Below are 18,263 nucleotides of genomic sequence, written 5' to 3' on the forward strand. Positions count from 1 at the left end.
ACCCATGGCTATGAGCAGCGGGGGCAACTCCGGTGGTCCGATGTCGGAAATCAACGTCACGCCGCTGGTCGACGTGATGCTGGTTCTGCTGATCATCTTCATGATCACGGCGCCGCTGATGTCCCACAAGGTCCAGATCGATCTGCCGAAGGCTAATCCGAACGTTAAGGATGACACCCCGGTCGAACCGATGGATCTCGCGGTCAAGCCGGACGGTACGTACTTCCTCAATGACGGCGAAGTCACTGAGGCTGAACTGAAGGCCCAGTTCGCGGTTGCGGCGGCGAAGTCGCCGCAGCCGGAACTCCAGATCCGTGCCGACCGCACCACCGAATATCGCGTGGTGAAGAAGATCCTTGGCGATGCCAAGGAAGCCGGTATGGTCCACGTCGGCTTCATGTCGACTGGCAAGGCGGGGGAGTAACGAACATGGCATTCAGCTCAGGCAACTCCGGTGGCCCGATGTCGGACATCAACGTCACGCCGCTCGTCGACGTGATGCTGGTGCTCCTGATCATCTTCATGATCACGGCTCCGATGCTGTCGCATAAGATCAAGATCGATCTTCCGCAGCCGAACCCGAACATCGTAAACCCAGAGAATCCGCCGGATCCCGTCCGGCTGCAGATCCGCCAGGATGGCTCGCTGTATTGGAACGACACACCGGTGGACGAACTGGGCCTGCGCGCCCAGATCGCGGTGATCGCCCAGCAGTCGAACCAGCCGGAACTGCAGATCGACGCGGATGACGCGGTTCAGTACGAGGTCGTGGCACGCGTGCTTTCCGACGCCAAGGGCCAGGGCCTGACCAAGATCGGTTTCGTCAACGCGCAATAACCGATCGGTTTGTCCGGTAAGACGAGAAACCCCGCCTCACGGCGGGGTTTTTTTGTGTTCTTGTGATCTGTGTGGGAGCCGCTTCAGCGGCGATGGGTGCTCGCGGCAAGATGGCCCGCTGCCGCGGGATCGCCGCTGAAGCGGCTCCCACAGAGTGCTTCTCGGGCCCTACTTCAGAATGTCGAGGTACGCACGAACCGTGTTTGCCAGCCCCTGATACAGCGCCTCGCTAATCAGCGCATGCCCGATCGACACCTCGGCAAGACCGGGAATGGCGGCCTTGAACGTACCGAGGTTCGCCTGGCTCAGGTCGTGACCCGCGTTCACCGCAAGACCTGCCTGTTGCGCGCGTCGCGCGGTATCGGCGAAGGCAGCCAGCTCCGCGCGCGCGTCGCCGTCGTGGAAAGCCTTCGCATAAGGGCCGGTATAGAGCTCGATACGCTGGATACCAATGGCTTTCGCGGATTCGAATCCGTTGCCCCCGGCGTCGACAAACACGCTGACGCGACAACCCAGTTCACGAAACGCCGCCACCACAGGCTTCAGTGTGTCGATGTCCCTGGTGAGGTCGAAGCCGTGATCGGAGGTGATCTGCGCGTCGCTGTCCGGCACGAGCGTGACCTGCGTGGGGCGCACTTCCCTTGCGAGCTCGAGCAGGCCCGGATAGGCGCCACGCGGCCCCGCGAACGGATTGCCCTCGATGTTGTATTCCACCCGCCCGCGCAGCAGGCCGGCCAGGGTGCGCACGTCGTCGGGCGTGACGTGACGCATGTCGGGACGGGGGTGCACCGTGAGGCCGCCGCATCCGGCATCGATGCAGCAATTGGCGGCGGTGGCGATATCCGGTTCGTCGCCACCGCGGGAATTGCGCAGGACGGCGATCTTGTTGAGGTTGACGCTGAGGAGGGTCATCGACGGTCCATAAAAAATCGCACGCCGCCAAGCGCAGCGTGCGTAATGACTGTCATCCCAGCATAACTCGCCACGTCCCTGTGGCGCACTCCACGGTCACACTCACACACAGGTAATGAGACACGGCTCGCCGGGAAAAGGTTCAAAGCGGAAATGTGAAGACGCGGAGTGTGCGTTTCTCACCGCGCCACGCGACGGCAGACACCAGTCCTTCGTTCAGCGCGAGACGATGCACCTGCCACTCCCCCGCCTGGCCAACATCGCCGTCGAACCTTGCGGGCACGGCCCCCTCGTCCCCCAATGTGAACGACACGCGGTGCAAGCCATAGGACAGCCCGCCGCCGTGTGCCTTCAACACGGCCTCCTTCGCCGTCCACAAGGTGAGGAAACCTTGCAACCGTGCACCTTCGCCGAGCGCGCGCAGGCAAGCCGTCTCCTCGGGAGCGAAAAACCGTTGCGACAGTTCCAGCGCGCGCGCGCGCGGCCGCACGGCTTCCACATCCACGCCGACCTCGAAGCCCTCGGGACCGCGGCCGACGGCCAGCAACGCGACATCGCCGCTGTGCGACCAGTTGAAGCCCAGCGTGTCGTGCGGGGATCTGAAAAGCGGCTTCCCATGCTCGCCGCGCGCGATGGCGACGTCTTCGTCGCCGGCGTAGCGCCGCAGAAGACCCGCGAAAGCGCGTTCCCCGGCGCCGCCGGCCCAGCGGCAGCGCCAGATGTGGATCTCGTCGGGGGATAGCGGCGGCAGGTCGAATTCGTCATGGCTCATGGGGTGAATCGTAACGCCCCCGGCGCGCTCCTACCCCCTGCGCCGCCCCTTCCCTACAATGGGGCCGTATCGCCCGGGGGAGCCCATTCGTGATCGCAGGCTGGCTACTGCTGCTGGTGTCGCTGCTCTATGTGGGCCTGCTGTTCGGCATTGCCTGGCTGGGCGATCGTCGGCCGCTCTATCCCCGCCAGCCGAAGCTCCGGCCCCTGGTTTACAGCCTTGCGCTTGCGGTGTACTGCTCGTCGTGGACCTTCTACGGCGCGGTGGGCACCGCCGCCGTCTCCGGCCTTTCCTATTTGCCGATCTATCTCGGCCCGCTGCTGCTGTTCGTGCTCGGCTTCGGCCTGTTCGAACGCCTGGTGCTCGTGGCGCGCGAACGCAACATCACGTCGATCGCCGACTTCATCGCTGCACGCTTCGGCAAGTCGCACGGATTGGCGGCCCTGGTGGCCGTCATCGCCGTGGTCGCGGTCATTCCCTATATTGCCCTGCAGTTCAAGGCAGTGGCCATGTCGTTCACCGTGCTCGGTGCCGGCAATTCTGCTTGGTGGTTCGGCGACACCGCGCTATGGTGCGCGGCGCTGCTCGCCGTGTTCGCCATCCTGTTCGGCACGCGCAACATCGACGCCACCGAACACCATCACGGCATGATGCTGGCGGTGGCCGCGGAGTCTCTGGTGAAGCTGCTGGCCTTCGTCGCCATAGGTGTCTATGCGTACATGCACGGGCCCGGCTTCGTCGAAACGCTGCGTGCCCCCATGCTGCAGCTGGACAAGGGCAACATGCCGCCCGGATTCGTTGCGCAGACGTTATTGGCGTTCTGCGCGATGTTCTGCCTGCCGCGGCAATTCCAGATCGGCGTGGTGGAATGCGAAGACCCCCGCGACCTGAACCGGGCGCGCTGGTTCTTTCCCATTTACATGATCCTGATCTCGGTGGCGGTGCTGCCGATCGTCAGCGCGGGATTGGGCCTTCCGCAGGTGACACAGGGTCACGTGGATGCATGGGTGCTCAACTTGCCGATCGCACTCGGCGACAGCGGCGTGGCCTTGCTCGCGTTCGTGGGCGGATTCTCCGCCGCCACCGGCATGGTCATTGTCGCGGCCGTCGCACTCGCCACCATGATCAGCAACGACCTCGTCATGCCGGCCCTGCTTCGTGTGAAGCGGTTCGACCTGGAGCGTCGCGGCGACCTGTCCCATGTCGTGCTGCTGGTACGCCGCGTGGCCATCGTGGTGCTGGCAGCGCTTGCGTATGTTTATTACCGCATCATCGCCGATGCCGAAAACCTCGCGGCAACCGGCCTGCTCTCGTTCGCGGCGGTGGCACAGTTCGCACCGGCCATCGTGTCGGCCTTGTACTGGCGCGGTGCGAGCCGCGTAGGTGTCTACGTTGGCTTGCTGGCTGGCTTCACCGTCTGGGCATACACACTGCTTCTCCCCGCCATGACGCGTGCCGGCTGGCTGCATTCCGCGTGGATGGACGAAGGCCCCTTCGGCATGAGCTGGCTCAAGCCGACCGAGTTGTTCCACCTCACAGGATGGGAGTCCGTCACGCACGGCACCTTCTGGTCGTTGCTGTTCAACGTGGCGTTCCTCGTGTTCATTTCGCTGCGTTTCCGCCCCAGTGTGGCGGAGCGACTGCATGCCGCGCTCTTCGTCGACCCCTTCGTTCGCAGTGCTACCGGCGCCGGCGACTGGCGCGGCCGGGTAACGGTGCGCGACCTCGGCACCATCGCGGGACGTATCGTCGGCGACCGGGTGACGATGCGTGCCTTCAACGAATACGGGCAACGTCACGGCGTGACGCTCTCCCCCACCGATTCGGCCGACCGCCCGCTCATCCAGTTCACCGAACGTCTTCTCGCGAGCGCCGTCGGTGCCGCGAGCGCGCGCCGCATCCTCATGGGCGCGCTCTCGGGCACCGGCCTCGACATCGCCGAAGCCATGGCGCTGATGGACGAAGCATCGCAGGAACTGCGCTTCAATCGCGAACTGCTTTCCACGACGCTGGAAAACGTATCGCAAGGCATCAGCGTGGTGGACGGCGAGATGCGCCTGGTCGCCTGGAACCGGCGTTACCTCGAACTCTTCGGTTATCCGGACGGCATGGTCTACGTGGGCCTTCCCGTGGCCGACCTCATTCGCTGGAATGCCGAGCATGGCGAATGCGGCCCCGGTGAGGTGGACGAGCACGTGGCCAAGCGCATCCGCTACATGCGCGCTGGCTCGCCACACGTATTCCAGCGCGTGCGCCCCGACGGCACCGTGATCGAAATGCGCGGTCGCGCACTGCCAGGCGGCGGCTTCGTCACCACGTTCACCGACGTCACCGCGTACAAGAGCGTGGAGCAGGCCCTCATCGACGCGAACGAGACGCTGGAACAACGCGTGGAAGACCGCACGGCGGAACTTTCGGAAGCGCTCAACGCCACCGCCATCGCACGGCGCGAGGCCGAGGCGGCCAACGCATCGAAAACACGCTTTCTCGCGGCCGCGAGTCACGACCTCCTGCAACCACTGAACGCGGCCCGTCTCTTCACTTCGGCCTTGCGTCAGCATCCGGGGCTCGATGGCGAAGTAGCCCAGCTGGCGGAACGCATCGATGCGTCGTTCCGCGCGGCGGAAGACCTGCTCGATGCGCTGCTCGACGTGTCGCGTCTCGACGCGGGAAGCTATCGTCCCGAAGTGGCGCCTTTCGCGCTGGCCGACCTATTCGATTCGCTGCGGCAACAGTTCGCCGTGGTTGCCGAACAGCGTGGCCTCACCCTGCGCGTTGCCCCGACCTCGCTCGCCGTGCGCTCCGACGCGCAGCTGCTGCGCCGTATCGTCGCCAACTTCCTGTCGAACGCGCTGCGCTATACGCGCTCCGGTGGTGTGCTGCTTGGCGTTCGGCGCAACGGGAACAACGTGCGCATCGAGGTATGGGACAGTGGCCCCGGCATCGCCGACGAACAGCAGGCGAGAATCTTCGGCGAGTTCCAGCGCCTGGAGCGTCCGTCACCGTGGGGGGAAAAGGGACTGGGCCTTGGCCTCTCGATCTGCGATCGCCTTGCCGGCATCCTCGCCCATCCGCTGGGCCTGCGCTCCCGCGTGGGTGCGGGCAGCTGCTTCAGCATCACCGTGCCGCGGGCGGAAGCGGTATCGCGCAAACTCGTTCCCGCCGTCGTCCGGCCGGGTGGCGAGCAATTGCCGCTGACCGTGCTGTGCCTGGACAACGACGAGGCGATTCTCGAAGGCATGTGTGCGCTGCTGGGGCGCTGGGGCGTGGACTGTCGCGTTGCGCTGGACGCCCATGCCGCGCTGGAGATCCTCACGGCCACGCACGTCGACCTGATTCTGGCGGACTACCATCTCGGCGATGGCATGGACGGCCTGGAGGCCCTGCATTTCATCGGCAGCAAACTGGCACGCGTGCCGCCGGCGGCCATGGTCACGGCCGACGGTAGCACCGAGCTGAAGCAGCGTGCCCGCTCGCTCGGCTATCCCCTGCTACACAAGCCGATACGCCCGGCGGCGCTGAGGGCCCTGCTGGTGGCGTTGGTGAAGCGCACGGGAACGCACGCGGCCTGACCTTCAGCCTTCCTGCGACACCCCGGGGAACGCTTCCTTCTCCACATCCAGGTGGCTGGCAGCCAGCGCGACCTGTGTGCGGTTGGACACGCCGAGCTTTCGCATGATCGCGGTCATGTGCGCCTTCACCGTGGCCTCCGAGACACCGAGGTCGAAGGCGATCTGCTTGTTGAGCAGGCCCTCGGCGATCATGTTCAGGACCCGGAACTGCTGCGGCGTGAGCGAGGCGACGCGCGCGGCCACATCGGCCTCGTCGGCCTTCAGCTCCACGCTGCCGCCAACGAGCTGATGCGGCAGCCACACATCGCCGTCGAGCACTGCGCGCACCGCTTCCACGATCTGTTCCACCGCGGCCGACTTCGGAATATAGGCCGACGCACCGTGTGCGAGCGCGCGTCTCGCGATCTGCCCTTCCTCATGTCCTGACACCACGATCGTCGGCAGCCCCGGAAACTGCCCGCGGATATGTGCGAGCGCGGAATAACCCCGCGCTCCCGGCATATGGAGATCCATCAAGAGCAGATCCGCATCCGGCAACGACTCGATCAGCGCGAACAACGCAGGCACGTTGTCGGCCGTGTGCACCGTGGCGCCCGGCACCGCCGCCAGCACCGCGCGCTGGAGCGCATCGCGGAACAGGGGATGGTCGTCGGCAATCAAAACGTGCATGGAGTAGACCCGCTTCCTACTTAATCAACCGCTCTTCCACGAGGTTCTTCACCACACCGGGATCGGCCAGCGTGGAGACGTCGCCGAGCTGGTCGGGCTGGTTCTCCGCGATCTTGCGCAGGATGCGGCGCATGATCTTGCCCGAACGTGTCTTGGGAAGGCTCGGCGCCCATTGCAGGTAATCCGGCGCCGCGATGGGGCCGATCTCCTTTCGCACACCGGCGATCAGTTCCTTCGACAGCGCTTCGCTGCCGGTTTCGCCGGCCACCAGGGTCACGAAGGCGTAGATGCCCTGTCCCTTGATATCGTGCGGGCAGCCGACCACGGCCGCTTCCGCCACCTTGGGATGCGCCACCAGCGCGCTCTCCACTTCCGCCGTGCCGATGCGATGGCCGGACACGTTGATCACGTCGTCGACGCGTCCCGTGATCCAGTAATAGCCATCCGCATCGCGGCGCGCGCCGTCGCCGGTGAAGTAGTTGCCGGGATAGGTCTTGAAGTAGGTATCGACGAAGCGCTGGTGGTCTCCGTACACCGTGCGCATCTGGCCGGGCCAGGAATCGGTGATGACGAGGTTGCCGCTGCATTCGCCTTCCTGCGGCTTGCCGTCGGTATCCACGATGGCGGGCTTCACGCCGAAGAACGGGAAGGTGGCGGAGCCGGGTTTGAGACCAATGGCACCGGGCAACGGCGTGATCATGAAGCCGCCGGTTTCGGTCTGCCACCAGGTGTCCACCACAGGGCAGCGCTCGTCGCCCACCACACGGTAGTACCAGTTCCAGGCTTCCGGATTGATCGGCTCGCCCACCGTGCCCAGCACGCGCAGGGTCTTGCGCGAGGTTTTCCTTACCGGTTCCTCGCCCTCGCGCATCAGTGCGCGGATGGCAGTCGGTGCCGTATAGAAAAGCGTGACCTTGTGCTTGTCCACCACCTGCCAGAAGCGGCTGTAGTCGGGATAGTTGGGCACGCCGTCGAACATCACCACCGTGGAACCGTTCGCCAGCGGGCCGTAGACCACGTAGCTGTGGCCGGTGACCCAGCCGACATCCGCCGTGCACCAGTAGATGTCGTCTTCGCGCAGGTCGAAGGCCAGTTCATGGGTGAGGCTGGTATAAACGAGGTAACCGCCGCTGGTGTGCAGCACACCCTTGGGCTGGCCGGTGGAGCCGGAGGTGTACAGAGTGAACAGCGGATCTTCCGCGTTCATCGCCTCCGGTTCGCACACCGCGGACTGGCCTTCCATCAGCGTGTGGTACCAGCGATCGCGCGGCGACTGGAACTGCACGGCCCCGCCGGTACGCCGCACCACTACCACCGTTTCCACGCTGTTCGTGCGCGGGCGGGTCAGGGATTCATCCACGTTCGCCTTCAGCGGAATCTTCTTGCCGCCGCGGCAACCTTCGTCGGCGGTGACGATGAGCTTGGCGCCGGAATCCGCGATGCGGCTGGCGAGGGAATCCGGCGAGAAACCGCCGAACACCACGGAGTGCACCGCGCCAATGCGCGCGCAGGCGAGCATGGCCACGGCCGCTTCGGGAATCATCGGCAGGTAGATCACCACGCGATCGCCCTTGGCGATGCCAAGGTTCTTCAGCGTGTTCGCAAACTTGCACACCTCGGCATGCAGCTCGCGATAGGTGAGGCTGCGCGTCTCGCCGGGGTCGTCGCCTTCGAAAATGATGGCCGTCTTGTCGCCGCGCTTTGCCAGGTGGCGGTCGAGGCAATTCGCCGACACATTGAGCTGGCCGTCCTCGAACCAGCGGATGTACAGGTCGGCCGGGTCGAACGAGACGTTCTTGATCTTCGTGGGCGGCACGATCCAGTCCAGGCGCGCGCTCATGTCCTTCCAGAAACCCTCGGGATCCTGGACGGACCGGGCGTACATGCGTTCGTAGTCGTCCTTGCGTATGCGCGCAGTGGCGGCGAAGGCGGGATCGACCGGGTGAAAATCGGACATGCTGGCTCCAGGGCTGTGCTATGGCATGAAGTTTAGCGTCGCGGCGCAGCATTAAGGTGCGGAGCCGCTACGACTTTGGTCGAGGTTCGACCTTTGGCGAATGGCAGGGCCAACGGGTGTGTCACATGCTCGGCCTGCCAATGGTTGGGGAGACCATGATGAAAACCACTCGCTCCGGTGGCCGGAAGGCCATCGCCCTCAGCGTCGCCTGTGCCCTGATGCTGCCCATGGCGGCCATGCCGGACCAGGCCCATGCCCAGTCGAGGGCGAAAAAAACAACGCGCGAAGCGCAGCTCGAGTCCCGTGTGAGCCAGCTCGAGCAGCAACTGGCCGAGCTGAAGGCAATGATCCAGGAGCAGAAGACGGCCACGAGCCAGGCCACCGCAACCGCCCAGGCGGCGCAGAGCCAGGCACAGCAGACCGACGAAAAGGTGGCCAAGGTCGAGAAGACCGTGGCGGCCGTTCCGGCGAAACCCACCTTCACCTCGGCGCCCGGTGTCTCCGTCGCACTGCACGGCTTCATCAACGCCAACGCGTTCAGTCAGAGCAAGGCCTTTACCTACGGCAACGGCGCCAACGCGGAATATCCGATTCCGGGGCAGGGCGGACGCGTGAACGATTCGCTGAGCGGTGTGGACATACGAAACACCCGCTTCTGGCTCGACTTCACCGGGGCCAAGTTCAATGAGAACTGGGCCGGCAGCGGCCGCATCGAGATGGACTTCTTCGGCGGTTTCAACGGCACCGGCCCGTATAGCCAGCAGCAACCCACGCCGCGACTGCGCCAGGCGTACATGGACCTCGCCAACGCATCAACGGGCACCACGTTCCGCATCGGCCAGATGTGGGATCTCATGTTCCCGCTCGAATATGTGCCGCAGTCCCTGTCGCACATCGCCTTCCCGCTGGGCTATGGCACCGGCATGATCGGCTGGCGCTATCCCGGCATCATGGTGATGCAGGAACTCAACCACGGGTCGGAAGGCGTGAAGTGGCGCTTCGACCTGGGCGTGTTCGAGGGCAGCTGGAACGGCCCGGGCCTCACGACCAACTACCTCACCGCGGGCAATGCGGGCTTCAAGCCCCAGGTGGAGGCACGCATCACCGCCAAGGGCAGCAATTGGCAGGTATTCGGTTCCACGCACTACAGCAAGCTGGACCTCCACGGCGTGGACGGCCAGACCGTCACGCCGATCAAGAGCAACATCAAGAGCACGGCGTATGAAGTGGGCGGCATGTGGATGCCCGGCAACTTCATCGTGAAGGGCGCCGTCTATACCGGCACCGCCATTGCGCAGATTTTCGGCGACCTTTCCCAGTTCGGCGACATCAAGGACAAGGGCGGCTTCCTCCAGGTGGGTTACAAGTTCACCCCGAACTGGAGCCTCTACGGCACGCTGGCCGCCAGCAAGCCGAACGAGAACGACGTGCTGCGCTGGCGCGCCGCGAATGCTCCCGGCCTGCTGAAGAACCGCCAGCAGGCCCTCAGCCTGCAGTACACGGCAGGCGCTTACGACTTCAGCGTCGAGTGGCTGCACTCCAACCTCAACTCGACGACGGCCAATGGCCTCGGCCGGCAGAAGACGTCGGCCAACGAAGTCACCCTCAACGGCAATTACCGGTTCTGATCGGAGATCCACATGGCAACTACGGCAGGCGGCCTTCGCGCCGACGGCACCATCGGCAGCAGCCACAAGCGGGTGATCTTCGCATCCAGCCTGGGCACGGTATTCGAGTGGTACGACTTCTATCTCTATGGCTCGCTGGCCGCGATCATCGGCAAGCAGTTCTTCACCGGCCTCAATGAAACGAGCCAATTCATCTTCGCCCTCCTCGCGTTCGCCGCCGGCTTCTTCGTGCGGCCGTTCGGCGCGATCGTGTTCGGTCGCGTGGGCGACCTCATCGGACGCAAGTACACCTTCCTCGTCACGATCGTGATCATGGGTACGTCCACGTTCCTCGTCGGCGTGCTGCCTGGCTACTCCACCATCGGCGTGGCGGCGCCCGTGCTGCTGATCCTGCTGCGATTGCTGCAGGGTCTGGCACTGGGCGGAGAATACGGCGGTGCCGCTACCTATGTGGCGGAACATGCGCCCATGGGCAAGCGCGGTCTGTACACCAGCTTCATCCAGATCACCGCTACCTTCGGCCTCTTCCTCTCGCTGCTGGTGATCCTCGGCACGCGCATGGGCATGGGTACCGAGGCGTTCGAGGCCTGGGGCTGGCGCATTCCGTTCCTGATCTCGTCGGTGCTTGTGGGCGTTTCGGTCTACATCCGCATGCAGTTGCAGGAGTCGCCGGTCTTCCAGCAGATGAAGGCGGAAGGCAAGCACTCGAAGGCGCCGCTCACGGAGGCCTTCGGCCGCTGGCCGAACCTGAAGCTGGTGATCCTCGCGTTGCTGGGTGCCACTGCAGGCCAGGCCGTGGTCTGGTACACGGGCCAGTTCTACGCGCTCTACTTCCTCACCCAGAGCCTGAAGATCGACGGCACCACGGCGAACCTGCTGATCGCCGCCGCCTTGCTCTTCGCCACGCCGTTCTTCGTGTTCTTCGGCTGGCTGTCGGACAAGATCGGCCGCAAGACGGTGGTGCTCGCAGGCTGCCTGATCGCCGCACTCACCATGTTCCCGATCTTCAAGGGCCTCACCCACTTCGGTAACCCGGCCGTGGAAGCCGCGGCCGCCTCGGCCCCGGTGGTCGTCACCGCCGATCCGAACGCCTGTACCTTCCAGTTCGACCCCGTGGGCAAGAAGACTTTCACCAGTTCCTGCGACGTGGCCAAGAGCGTGCTGGCGAAGAAGGGCATCCCGTACTCCAATGCGCCGGCGCCGGCCGGCACGCTGGCCACGGTGAAGATCGGCGATGAAGTCATCGAGTCGTTCGAAGGCGGCCAGCTGGACAAAGCGGCGTTCGCCGCGCAGAGCAAGGAGTTCACGGCAAAGATCGGTGCCCAGGTGAAGGCGGCGGGTTATCCCGAAAGAGCCGACCCGGCCGCGATGAACAAGCCGATGCTCGTGGTGCTGCTTTTCCTGCTGGTGCTCTACGTCACGATGGTTTACGGCCCGATCGCCGCGTGGCTGGTGGAGATGTTCCCCACCCGTATCCGCTACACCTCGATGAGCCTTCCGTACCACATCGGCAACGGCTGGTTCGGCGGTTTCGTGCCCACCATCGGCTTCATGCTCGTAGCCTGGAAGGGCGATATCTACTACGGCCTGTGGTACCCGGTGATCGTCGCGCTCATGACCGTCGTCATCGGCCTGTTCTTCGTGCGCGAGACGAAGGATCTTCCGCTGGAGCACTGAGCCTCGATAGCCGGCGGCGCGGGAAGCGCCGCCGACTACGCCCCGAACCTTGTACGATCGCCCTTCCTTACCTGCAAGGATAGGCACGCGTGACGTTCGAAACGGTCGAGATAAAGGCATTTGTTCCCGCGCGGGACTTCGATCTTTCCAAGGCGTTCTACACCGACCTCGGATTCGAGGTGGCGTTTTCCGACGATAGCCTGGCTTACATCAAGTCCGGCGAGTGCGCTTTCCTGCTACAGCGCCTCTACGTGAAGGAACACGCCGAGAACTTCATGATGCACATGCTGGTGACCGACGTGGACGCCTGGTGGCGTCGCGTGGAAGAGAGCGGACTGGCAGCGAAATACGGCGTGCAGGCTTCTCCTCCGCAAGACCGGCCCTGGGCCATCCGCGATTTCACCATCAAGGATCCGACAGGGGTCCTCTGGCGCATCGGCACCAACATCGATCGCAAGGGCTAGCGCCCGAGCCCGTCGTGCAGTCACTACGGCAGCGGCAGGCTGATTGCATGCGACTTCATCGAGGCCGACAGGCTGGGAAACGGGTCGACGCCCGACATGGTGGTGATATCGCTCACCGACACCACCGTGCAGGCGTACTGCTGGAGGTTGGTGCAGAGGTACGCACCCGTGCCGACGCCCGGCTCGTAGATGGCCTTCCACGTATAGTCGGGCACCGCCACCTGGTCGGCACCGATGGTGGCGGTGGAACCTGGCTCGAACGCGGGTCCGGTCACCACGTAGACTTCGCCCTGGTCGGTCGCGACCGAGCGCACGTAGTTTTCGATACGCTCCCACTGCCCCGCGTTGAGCGAGTGGAACTGCGGCACCACGTTGGCCATCGAGAAGGTTTCCTTCTCGTTCGACAGCGTCGAGGCATCGCCGGCGGGGGACATGTGGCCGCGGTCGTAGCCGCTGTTGGTGTAGTCGGACGATTGTGAGCGGTCGGCGGTCGGGATGCCGGTTTCCGCGTGCCACGAGCCGGTACGGCCGATCGATTCCGCGCCCGCGATCTGCTTGCCAGTGAGATGTTCGGCCGAGTAGATCGGGCCCTTGGTGACGCCCGATGCCAACAGCACGTATTCGGTGTGGCATATCTCGGTGGTGCGCGCGGTCAACGACATATCGATGGCCGGCTCGGCGCCACCGGTAAACAGGTCAGGACATGCTGTACCCGCATAGCACGAGCCGGACACGACGAAGCACGCGACGAACAGCCAACCGCTCAGACGATTCATGTGGTTTTCTCCCCAGGGTGTCGTGCGGCGAGTGTAGGTGCGTCATGTTTCAGACCCGCGCGATTCATGCGCATGAACCTGCGGAATCGCTGGTTTTGTGACAAACGGCACGCCGACTGTTCTTTTGCCGGATCGGGGTATGGCGAAGCGATACTGTTGTGCATCGGCAGCCATGCCGATCCGTTTCAGCCGATTGAGAGGAGTGGTTTCCGCGGCATCTCAAGTAGCGACATGGGCCGCCGTTAACCTGAGCAGAGGGCGATATATGCAGATTCCCGTCGTGTATGTCCAAGGATTCATCGGCCATCTCGACTTCGCGGAGTTGAGGGAGGGGCTCGATCCGAGCCGCACGTTGAGTCCCACGCTCCTGGGCTACGGCGCGCTGGCGGGCACGTTACCCACCGGGCTGGGCGACCAGGTGGCGCACCTCGACCGGACGTTGAAAGCCCATTTCGGTGATGAGCCCGTCGTTCTCGTGGGACATTCCGGCGGAGCGGCCATCTGCGTGGAGTTCGCCACCCAATTCCCGGAGCGTGTGGCGGCTTTCGTCAGCGCGGAAGGGAATCTGGCCCCCAGCGATGCCTTCCTGTCGTCCCGCCTGGCGCCGATGACCCGTACCCAGGTCGAGCAGTGGCTGGCAACCGCCCAGGCGGACCCGGCCGCCTTTTCTGCTCGCAAGCGCCTGGACCTGGACGACGCGTTGCTGGATCGCCTGCGAGACTGGTTACACCACCAGCCCGCGGCAACCATTCATATCATGGCGCGCTCGCTCTTGATGGAGACGGTCAGCCCCAGATACGCATCTCGCGTGGTCCAGGTCATGACCCACATCCCCACCTATCTGGTCCGCGGCGCCCGCTCGGAAGTAGCACTGGGCGCTCCGCCGCGACTTCGCACATTGGCGGCCGGGACGTTTGCCATCCCGGATACCGGGCATTTGATGATTCTGGAGCAGCCCGGCGCAGTAGCGGCCATCGTGCGCACCATCCTCGAGAGCATCACGGCGGCCGGCGATAACTCCAGGCCGCCGCGATGGACAGAGCAGTCCATCGAACGCGCAGACTCGTCGGACGAGCTGAGCTGAGCAAAGGCCCCGAATGCCCGAAAGGGTCTCCGGGGCCGGTTACATCACTCGCCCTTGGCCGCTGCTTCGATCAGCTGTGCCACCTGCTTCGGATGCGAGATCATCACGACGTGCGACGCGCCGTCGACCACCACGGTCTTCTTCGACTTCGCACGTTCGGCCATGAACTTCATCGACTCCGGCGGAATGTTCTTGTCCTTCGTGCCGTAGATGTGCCACGACGGGATGTGCTTCCACGCGGCGGCGGCTTCCGCCTCATTGAGGGCGCCGGCCGTGATGGGACGCTGCTCGGCGGCCATCACCTTCGCCGCCTTCAGCGGAACGTCGCCGGCGAACTGCGCAGGGAACTTGTCCTGCTGCACGTAGAGGTCCTTGTCGCCACCCGACAGCGGCACCGGCGGCGCGAGCGCGGGACCGAGCGTGCTGCCCGGGAACTTGCTGGAGAGCCCCGCCGAACTCTCGCCCACTTCGGGCGAAAACGCCGCCACGTAGACCAGCGACTTGACGTTGTCGTGGCCCTCGGCGGCTTGTGTTATCACGGCGCCGCCGTACGAATGGCCGACCAGCACGACGGGCGTCTTGATGCCGGCGAGCACATCGCCGATGTACGAAGCATCGCTGGCCACGCTGCGCAGCGGGTTCGCGGCGGCGACGACGGTGTAGCCATCCTTCTGCAGGATATCCACCACGCCGTTCCAGCTCGAGGCGTCCGCGAAGGCGCCATGGACGAGCACGATGGTGGGCTTATCGGCGGCGAAGGCCGCGGGGCTGAGCGCGAGCGCGGCCAGCATGGCGGCGCGGGACAACAAACGGTGCGGCATGGGGATCCTCGGGTTCGTGGACAACTTGTCCGGGGCGTGGATTTGACCAGCTTGTTCGCCGCCCGCCTTGTCTGACTCCACCGTGGCAGGCACGAAATCGGCAAAAGTGCCGGAATGCCGACCGTATCGCGCTTCCTGAGACAGAAAAGACGTACATTTGTACGATGTCAGACCCGATTCCCATGACCCGACGTCACAAGGGCCGCGGCGCCGCCTCCAACCCGGAGGGCCGCTTCGAGTCCACGCGGTACCAGGCCGAAGACGACGGCTGGCACCGCGAGGACGACGAGCGGCGCCCGGCCACGGAAGTACGCGAGGAACTGGCCCGCAGCGTCATCAGTCGCAACGATTCGCCCGACGTCGGTTTCGACCAGGCGACCAATCCGTACCGCGGCTGCGAACACGGGTGCATCTATTGCTTCGCCCGCCCGTCGCATGCGTACCTCAACCTCTCCCCCGGTCTCGACTTCGAAACGAAGCTCTTCGCCAAGACGAACCTTGAAGAGATCCTTCGCGGCGAACTTTCGAAGCGCAACTACGTGTGCAAACCGATCAACATCGGCAGCAACACCGATCCGTACCAGCCGATCGAGAAAAAGTGGCGGCTCACGCGCGCCGCATTGGCATTGCTCAACGAGTGCAACCACCCGTGCACCATCGTCACGAAGAACGCGCTGGTGGAACGCGATGTCGACATCCTCGCACCCATGGCCGAGCGCAAACTCGTGCAGGTGTTCGTGTCGATCAACTCGCTGGACAACAAGCTGGCTTCCAAACTGGAGCCGCGTGCATCCGCGCCGCATCGGCGCATGAAGGCGGTCGAAACGTTGGCGAATGCCGGCGTACCCGTCGGCGTGCTCGTCGCGCCGATCATCCCGGCACTTAACGAGCGTGACGTCGAAGCCATCATCGAACAGGCCGGCGCAGCCGGCGCCAATTCCATCGGCTATACCTGCGTGCGGCTACCGTACGAGTTGAAGCAGCTGTTCCGCGAGTGGCTGGACCTGCATTACCCCGACCGCGCGGCGCATATCATCAGCCTGATCCAGCAGATGAATGGCGGTAAGGATTACGACTCGAACTTCGCCACGCGTATGCGGGGGCAGGGGGTGTTCGCGGACATCATCCGGAAGCGGGTGCAGGTGGCTACGCGGAAGGCCGGGCTGGATCGGGCTTGGGATACGGTGCTGGATACGTCGCATTTCGTGGCGCCGCGGATGCATTCGCCGCAGGGGGAGTTGTTTTAAGCGCCTGTGGTTATCCAAATGCTACGTATTAATCTGGCATATTCGTTGTCATCACTCTATCGGATCAAGATAGGCCTGCCGTGGACACGCGAAGCAGTTCGGACCTGATCCGTGGCGTACAAGCGCGGTCTGGGATTGACATCTCCACTTGATCGCAAATAAGTTCGCAAAGCGCCATTCTGGCGCCCAGGGGACAACGGACTTAGCGTCGATTCGCATCAACTCACGACCCAAGCGTCGTGAGTTGATGCGCGGGCATCGCTGCTTGTTGGCTATGTAACCACGTGTTGCCAGAGGGACCTATGCCTCACTTGCTGGTAGGAATGACGCAAAGAAGGAAATGACTGTGACGGTGCAATTCAACGAGAGGCATTGATCGTGCTGACGGGAAGATGCTTTCTCCTCGCGGCGCTGTTGTGTTCGCTTCCGATGGTGTCTTCGGCGAGAGACCTCTGGGCAAAGAACAGCGAAAAGTTGTCCGAGACCGACGAAACCATCGATTGGACCTCACCTGGTGAGGTCGCGAGGATCCATGCGAACTTCAACAAAGGCCAACTCATTGTGCATGGGAATGTCATCGACGTCCGGAGCATGATGAATCCTGGCCTGACCGAAGTGAATTGGTCCAAGGAAGCAAACGCTTTGTTCATTAACTCAAGCGATGGCGGCGGTGTAGGGACTTGGTCGACTCGGGTCTTTGTGATCTCGAGAAGTGAGGTGCATGAAGTGAAAGTCGGTGAGGCTATTTCGAAGAAGGCTTTCCCCTCGGACACGCCCCACGAGTATTTGAATGTCATGTCTATCGGCTGGATCAATCACGGGTCCGCCCTCTTGGTTTTACGCCAAGTTCCAAACAGCTCCAGCTACAAGGATATGGACCTTGCAAGGTTTTACCTGGTCGACATCAATTCCGGTCGTGTCATCGAGCAGCTGACGCCGGCCGATGCCGCGAAGAAGTATCGTGCGGTATTTGGCCCTGGTGCAGAAGCTGTAGTGAGTCAGTCATCCAATGACGCGAGGTCGCGTCAATAGGCGGCACTGCGACCGGTTCAAGAAGTGATGAACGAAAGCTTGGCAGCTCTCCATTGCATGCCGGCGAACGCGACGTCGAACCCATCATCGAACAGGCCGACGCAGCCGGCGCCAACTCCATCGGCTACACCTGCGTACGTCTACCGTACGAACTGAAGCAGCTGTTCCGCGAGTGGCTGGACCTGCATTACCCCGACCGTGCCGCGCACATCATCAGCCTGATCCAGCAGATGAATGGCGGGAAGGACTACGACTCGAACTTCGCCACGCGTATGCGCGGGCAAGGGGTGTTTGCGGACATCATTCGGAAGCGGGTGCAGGTGGCTACGCGGAAGGCTGGGTTGGATCGGGCTTGGGATACGGTGTTGGATTCGTCGCGGTTCGTGCCCCCGCGGGTGCATTCGCCGCAGGGGGAGTTGTTCTAAAAGGTGGAGTTGTAGCGCGATCGCAGAATTCGCTCATTCGTATACTTTTTCACGAGAAAGAAGCACTGGTCCGCGTGGACGAGTGGCTTAAAGCCCAGGGCTGCACAACCGAGTACTCGGGTGACTTCAACCTACTGGCCGTCAGCATTCCCGAACGTGTAAATCTTGCGCACATTCAAGAGTATCTAGGCTCCGAAGAGGCTTCTGGTACGGTCGGTTACGAGGAACCAATTCTCAGGCACTGACAACTAACCGCACCCATCATCGCCTTCATTCACAAGGGCGAACTGACGGCCACTGCCTTTCGTCCGAAGACAGGCATCTTTGGAGCTGCCCATACCATTAAGTTCACGGACGCCAGCCACACCGACTACTCAGCCTTCGGGTCGC

The 18,263-nt window shown here is 63.5% G+C and carries 17 protein-coding genes; 11 read left to right on the top strand and 6 right to left on the bottom strand.

Features of this window, described 5'->3' with window-relative positions; translation table 11 throughout:
* Positions 1–4: 4 nt before the first annotated feature.
* Entirely contained in the window at positions 5–424 is a 420-nt protein-coding gene (locus HBF26_RS07180; RefSeq protein WP_167029499.1) for an ExbD/TolR family protein, read from the top strand.
* 5 nt (positions 425–429) lie between these two features.
* A complete protein-coding gene (locus HBF26_RS07185) occupies positions 430–837 on the top strand; it encodes an ExbD/TolR family protein (protein WP_072323403.1) in 408 nt (135 codons plus the stop codon).
* Positions 838–1,005: 168 nt separating this feature from the next.
* On the opposite strand, the gene HBF26_RS07190 is transcribed toward HBF26_RS07185, so the two are convergent.
* Positions 1,006–1,749 carry a pyridoxine 5'-phosphate synthase gene (locus tag HBF26_RS07190; protein ID WP_167124553.1) on the bottom strand — a complete coding sequence of 248 codons (744 nt, stop codon included), beginning with the start codon at positions 1,747–1,749 and terminating at the stop codon, positions 1,006–1,008.
* A gap of 142 nt (positions 1,750–1,891) precedes the next feature.
* Complete coding sequence (locus tag HBF26_RS07195) at positions 1,892–2,521, bottom strand: 4'-phosphopantetheinyl transferase family protein (protein WP_167124556.1); 630 nt, start codon at positions 2,519–2,521, stop codon at positions 1,892–1,894.
* Positions 2,522–2,610: 89 nt separating this feature from the next.
* Between HBF26_RS07195 and HBF26_RS07200 the strand changes: the two genes are divergently transcribed.
* Positions 2,611–6,093 carry a NahK/ErcS family hybrid sensor histidine kinase/response regulator gene (locus tag HBF26_RS07200; protein WP_167124558.1) on the top strand — a complete coding sequence of 1,161 codons (3,483 nt, stop codon included), beginning with the start codon at positions 2,611–2,613 and terminating at the stop codon, positions 6,091–6,093.
* A gap of 3 nt (positions 6,094–6,096) precedes the next feature.
* On the opposite strand, the gene HBF26_RS07205 is transcribed toward HBF26_RS07200, so the two are convergent.
* On the bottom strand, positions 6,097–6,762 hold the full coding sequence (locus HBF26_RS07205) for a response regulator transcription factor (RefSeq protein WP_167124560.1): 666 nt from the start codon (positions 6,760–6,762) through the stop codon (positions 6,097–6,099).
* Positions 6,763–6,778: 16 nt separating this feature from the next.
* Positions 6,779–8,719 carry an acetate--CoA ligase gene (gene acs, locus HBF26_RS07210; RefSeq protein WP_167124562.1) on the bottom strand — a complete coding sequence of 647 codons (1,941 nt, stop codon included), beginning with the start codon at positions 8,717–8,719 and terminating at the stop codon, positions 6,779–6,781.
* 158 nt (positions 8,720–8,877) lie between these two features.
* Between acs and HBF26_RS07215 the strand changes: the two genes are divergently transcribed.
* From HBF26_RS07215 to HBF26_RS07225, 3 genes are all read left to right on the top strand, one after another.
* Positions 8,878–10,347 (top strand): bZIP transcription factor, encoded by a 1,470-nt coding sequence (locus HBF26_RS07215; protein WP_167124564.1) that lies wholly within the window; start codon positions 8,878–8,880, stop codon positions 10,345–10,347.
* Between the two features lie 12 nt (positions 10,348–10,359).
* On the top strand, positions 10,360–12,024 hold the full coding sequence (locus tag HBF26_RS07220) for an MFS transporter (protein ID WP_167124566.1): 1,665 nt from the start codon (positions 10,360–10,362) through the stop codon (positions 12,022–12,024).
* 89 nt (positions 12,025–12,113) lie between these two features.
* On the top strand, positions 12,114–12,488 hold the full coding sequence (locus HBF26_RS07225) for a VOC family protein (RefSeq protein ID WP_167124568.1): 375 nt from the start codon (positions 12,114–12,116) through the stop codon (positions 12,486–12,488).
* 23 nt (positions 12,489–12,511) lie between these two features.
* Here the strand turns inward: HBF26_RS07225 and HBF26_RS07230 are convergent, their stop codons facing one another.
* Positions 12,512–13,264, bottom strand: a complete 753-nt coding sequence (locus HBF26_RS07230) for a DNA/RNA non-specific endonuclease (RefSeq protein ID WP_167124570.1) — start codon at positions 13,262–13,264, stop codon at positions 12,512–12,514.
* A 265-nt stretch (positions 13,265–13,529) separates the two neighbouring features.
* On the opposite strand from HBF26_RS07230, the gene HBF26_RS07235 reads away from it, so the two are divergent.
* Positions 13,530–14,348: an alpha/beta fold hydrolase gene (locus tag HBF26_RS07235; protein ID WP_167124572.1), complete on the top strand. Its 819-nt coding sequence runs from the start codon at positions 13,530–13,532 to the stop codon at positions 14,346–14,348.
* Between the two features lie 44 nt (positions 14,349–14,392).
* Here HBF26_RS07235 and HBF26_RS07240 read toward each other — a convergent pair whose 3' ends face one another.
* Complete coding sequence (locus HBF26_RS07240) at positions 14,393–15,169, bottom strand: alpha/beta fold hydrolase (protein ID WP_167124574.1); 777 nt, start codon at positions 15,167–15,169, stop codon at positions 14,393–14,395.
* A gap of 182 nt (positions 15,170–15,351) precedes the next feature.
* On the opposite strand from HBF26_RS07240, the gene HBF26_RS07245 reads away from it, so the two are divergent.
* The 4 genes from HBF26_RS07245 (at position 15,352) to HBF26_RS19950 (ending at position 18,118) form a co-directional block, all read left to right on the top strand.
* A complete protein-coding gene (locus HBF26_RS07245) occupies positions 15,352–16,416 on the top strand; it encodes a PA0069 family radical SAM protein (RefSeq protein WP_167124576.1) in 1,065 nt (354 codons plus the stop codon).
* A gap of 372 nt (positions 16,417–16,788) precedes the next feature.
* On the top strand, positions 16,789–17,448 hold the full coding sequence (locus tag HBF26_RS07250) for a hypothetical protein (protein ID WP_167124578.1): 660 nt from the start codon (positions 16,789–16,791) through the stop codon (positions 17,446–17,448).
* A gap of 53 nt (positions 17,449–17,501) precedes the next feature.
* Positions 17,502–17,873, top strand: coding sequence for a radical SAM family protein (locus HBF26_RS07255; RefSeq protein ID WP_167124424.1), 372 nt, complete (start codon positions 17,502–17,504; stop codon positions 17,871–17,873).
* Positions 17,801–18,118 carry a DUF4265 domain-containing protein gene (locus HBF26_RS19950; protein WP_167124580.1) on the top strand — a complete coding sequence of 106 codons (318 nt, stop codon included), beginning with the start codon at positions 17,801–17,803 and terminating at the stop codon, positions 18,116–18,118. Before HBF26_RS07255 ends, HBF26_RS19950 begins: the two co-directional genes overlap by 73 nt.
* Positions 18,119–18,263: the final 145 nt, after the last annotated feature.

The sequence above is a fragment of the Luteibacter jiangsuensis genome (assembly GCF_011742555.1).
In the GTDB taxonomy this organism is placed as follows: Bacteria; Pseudomonadota; Gammaproteobacteria; order Xanthomonadales; family Rhodanobacteraceae; genus Luteibacter; species Luteibacter jiangsuensis.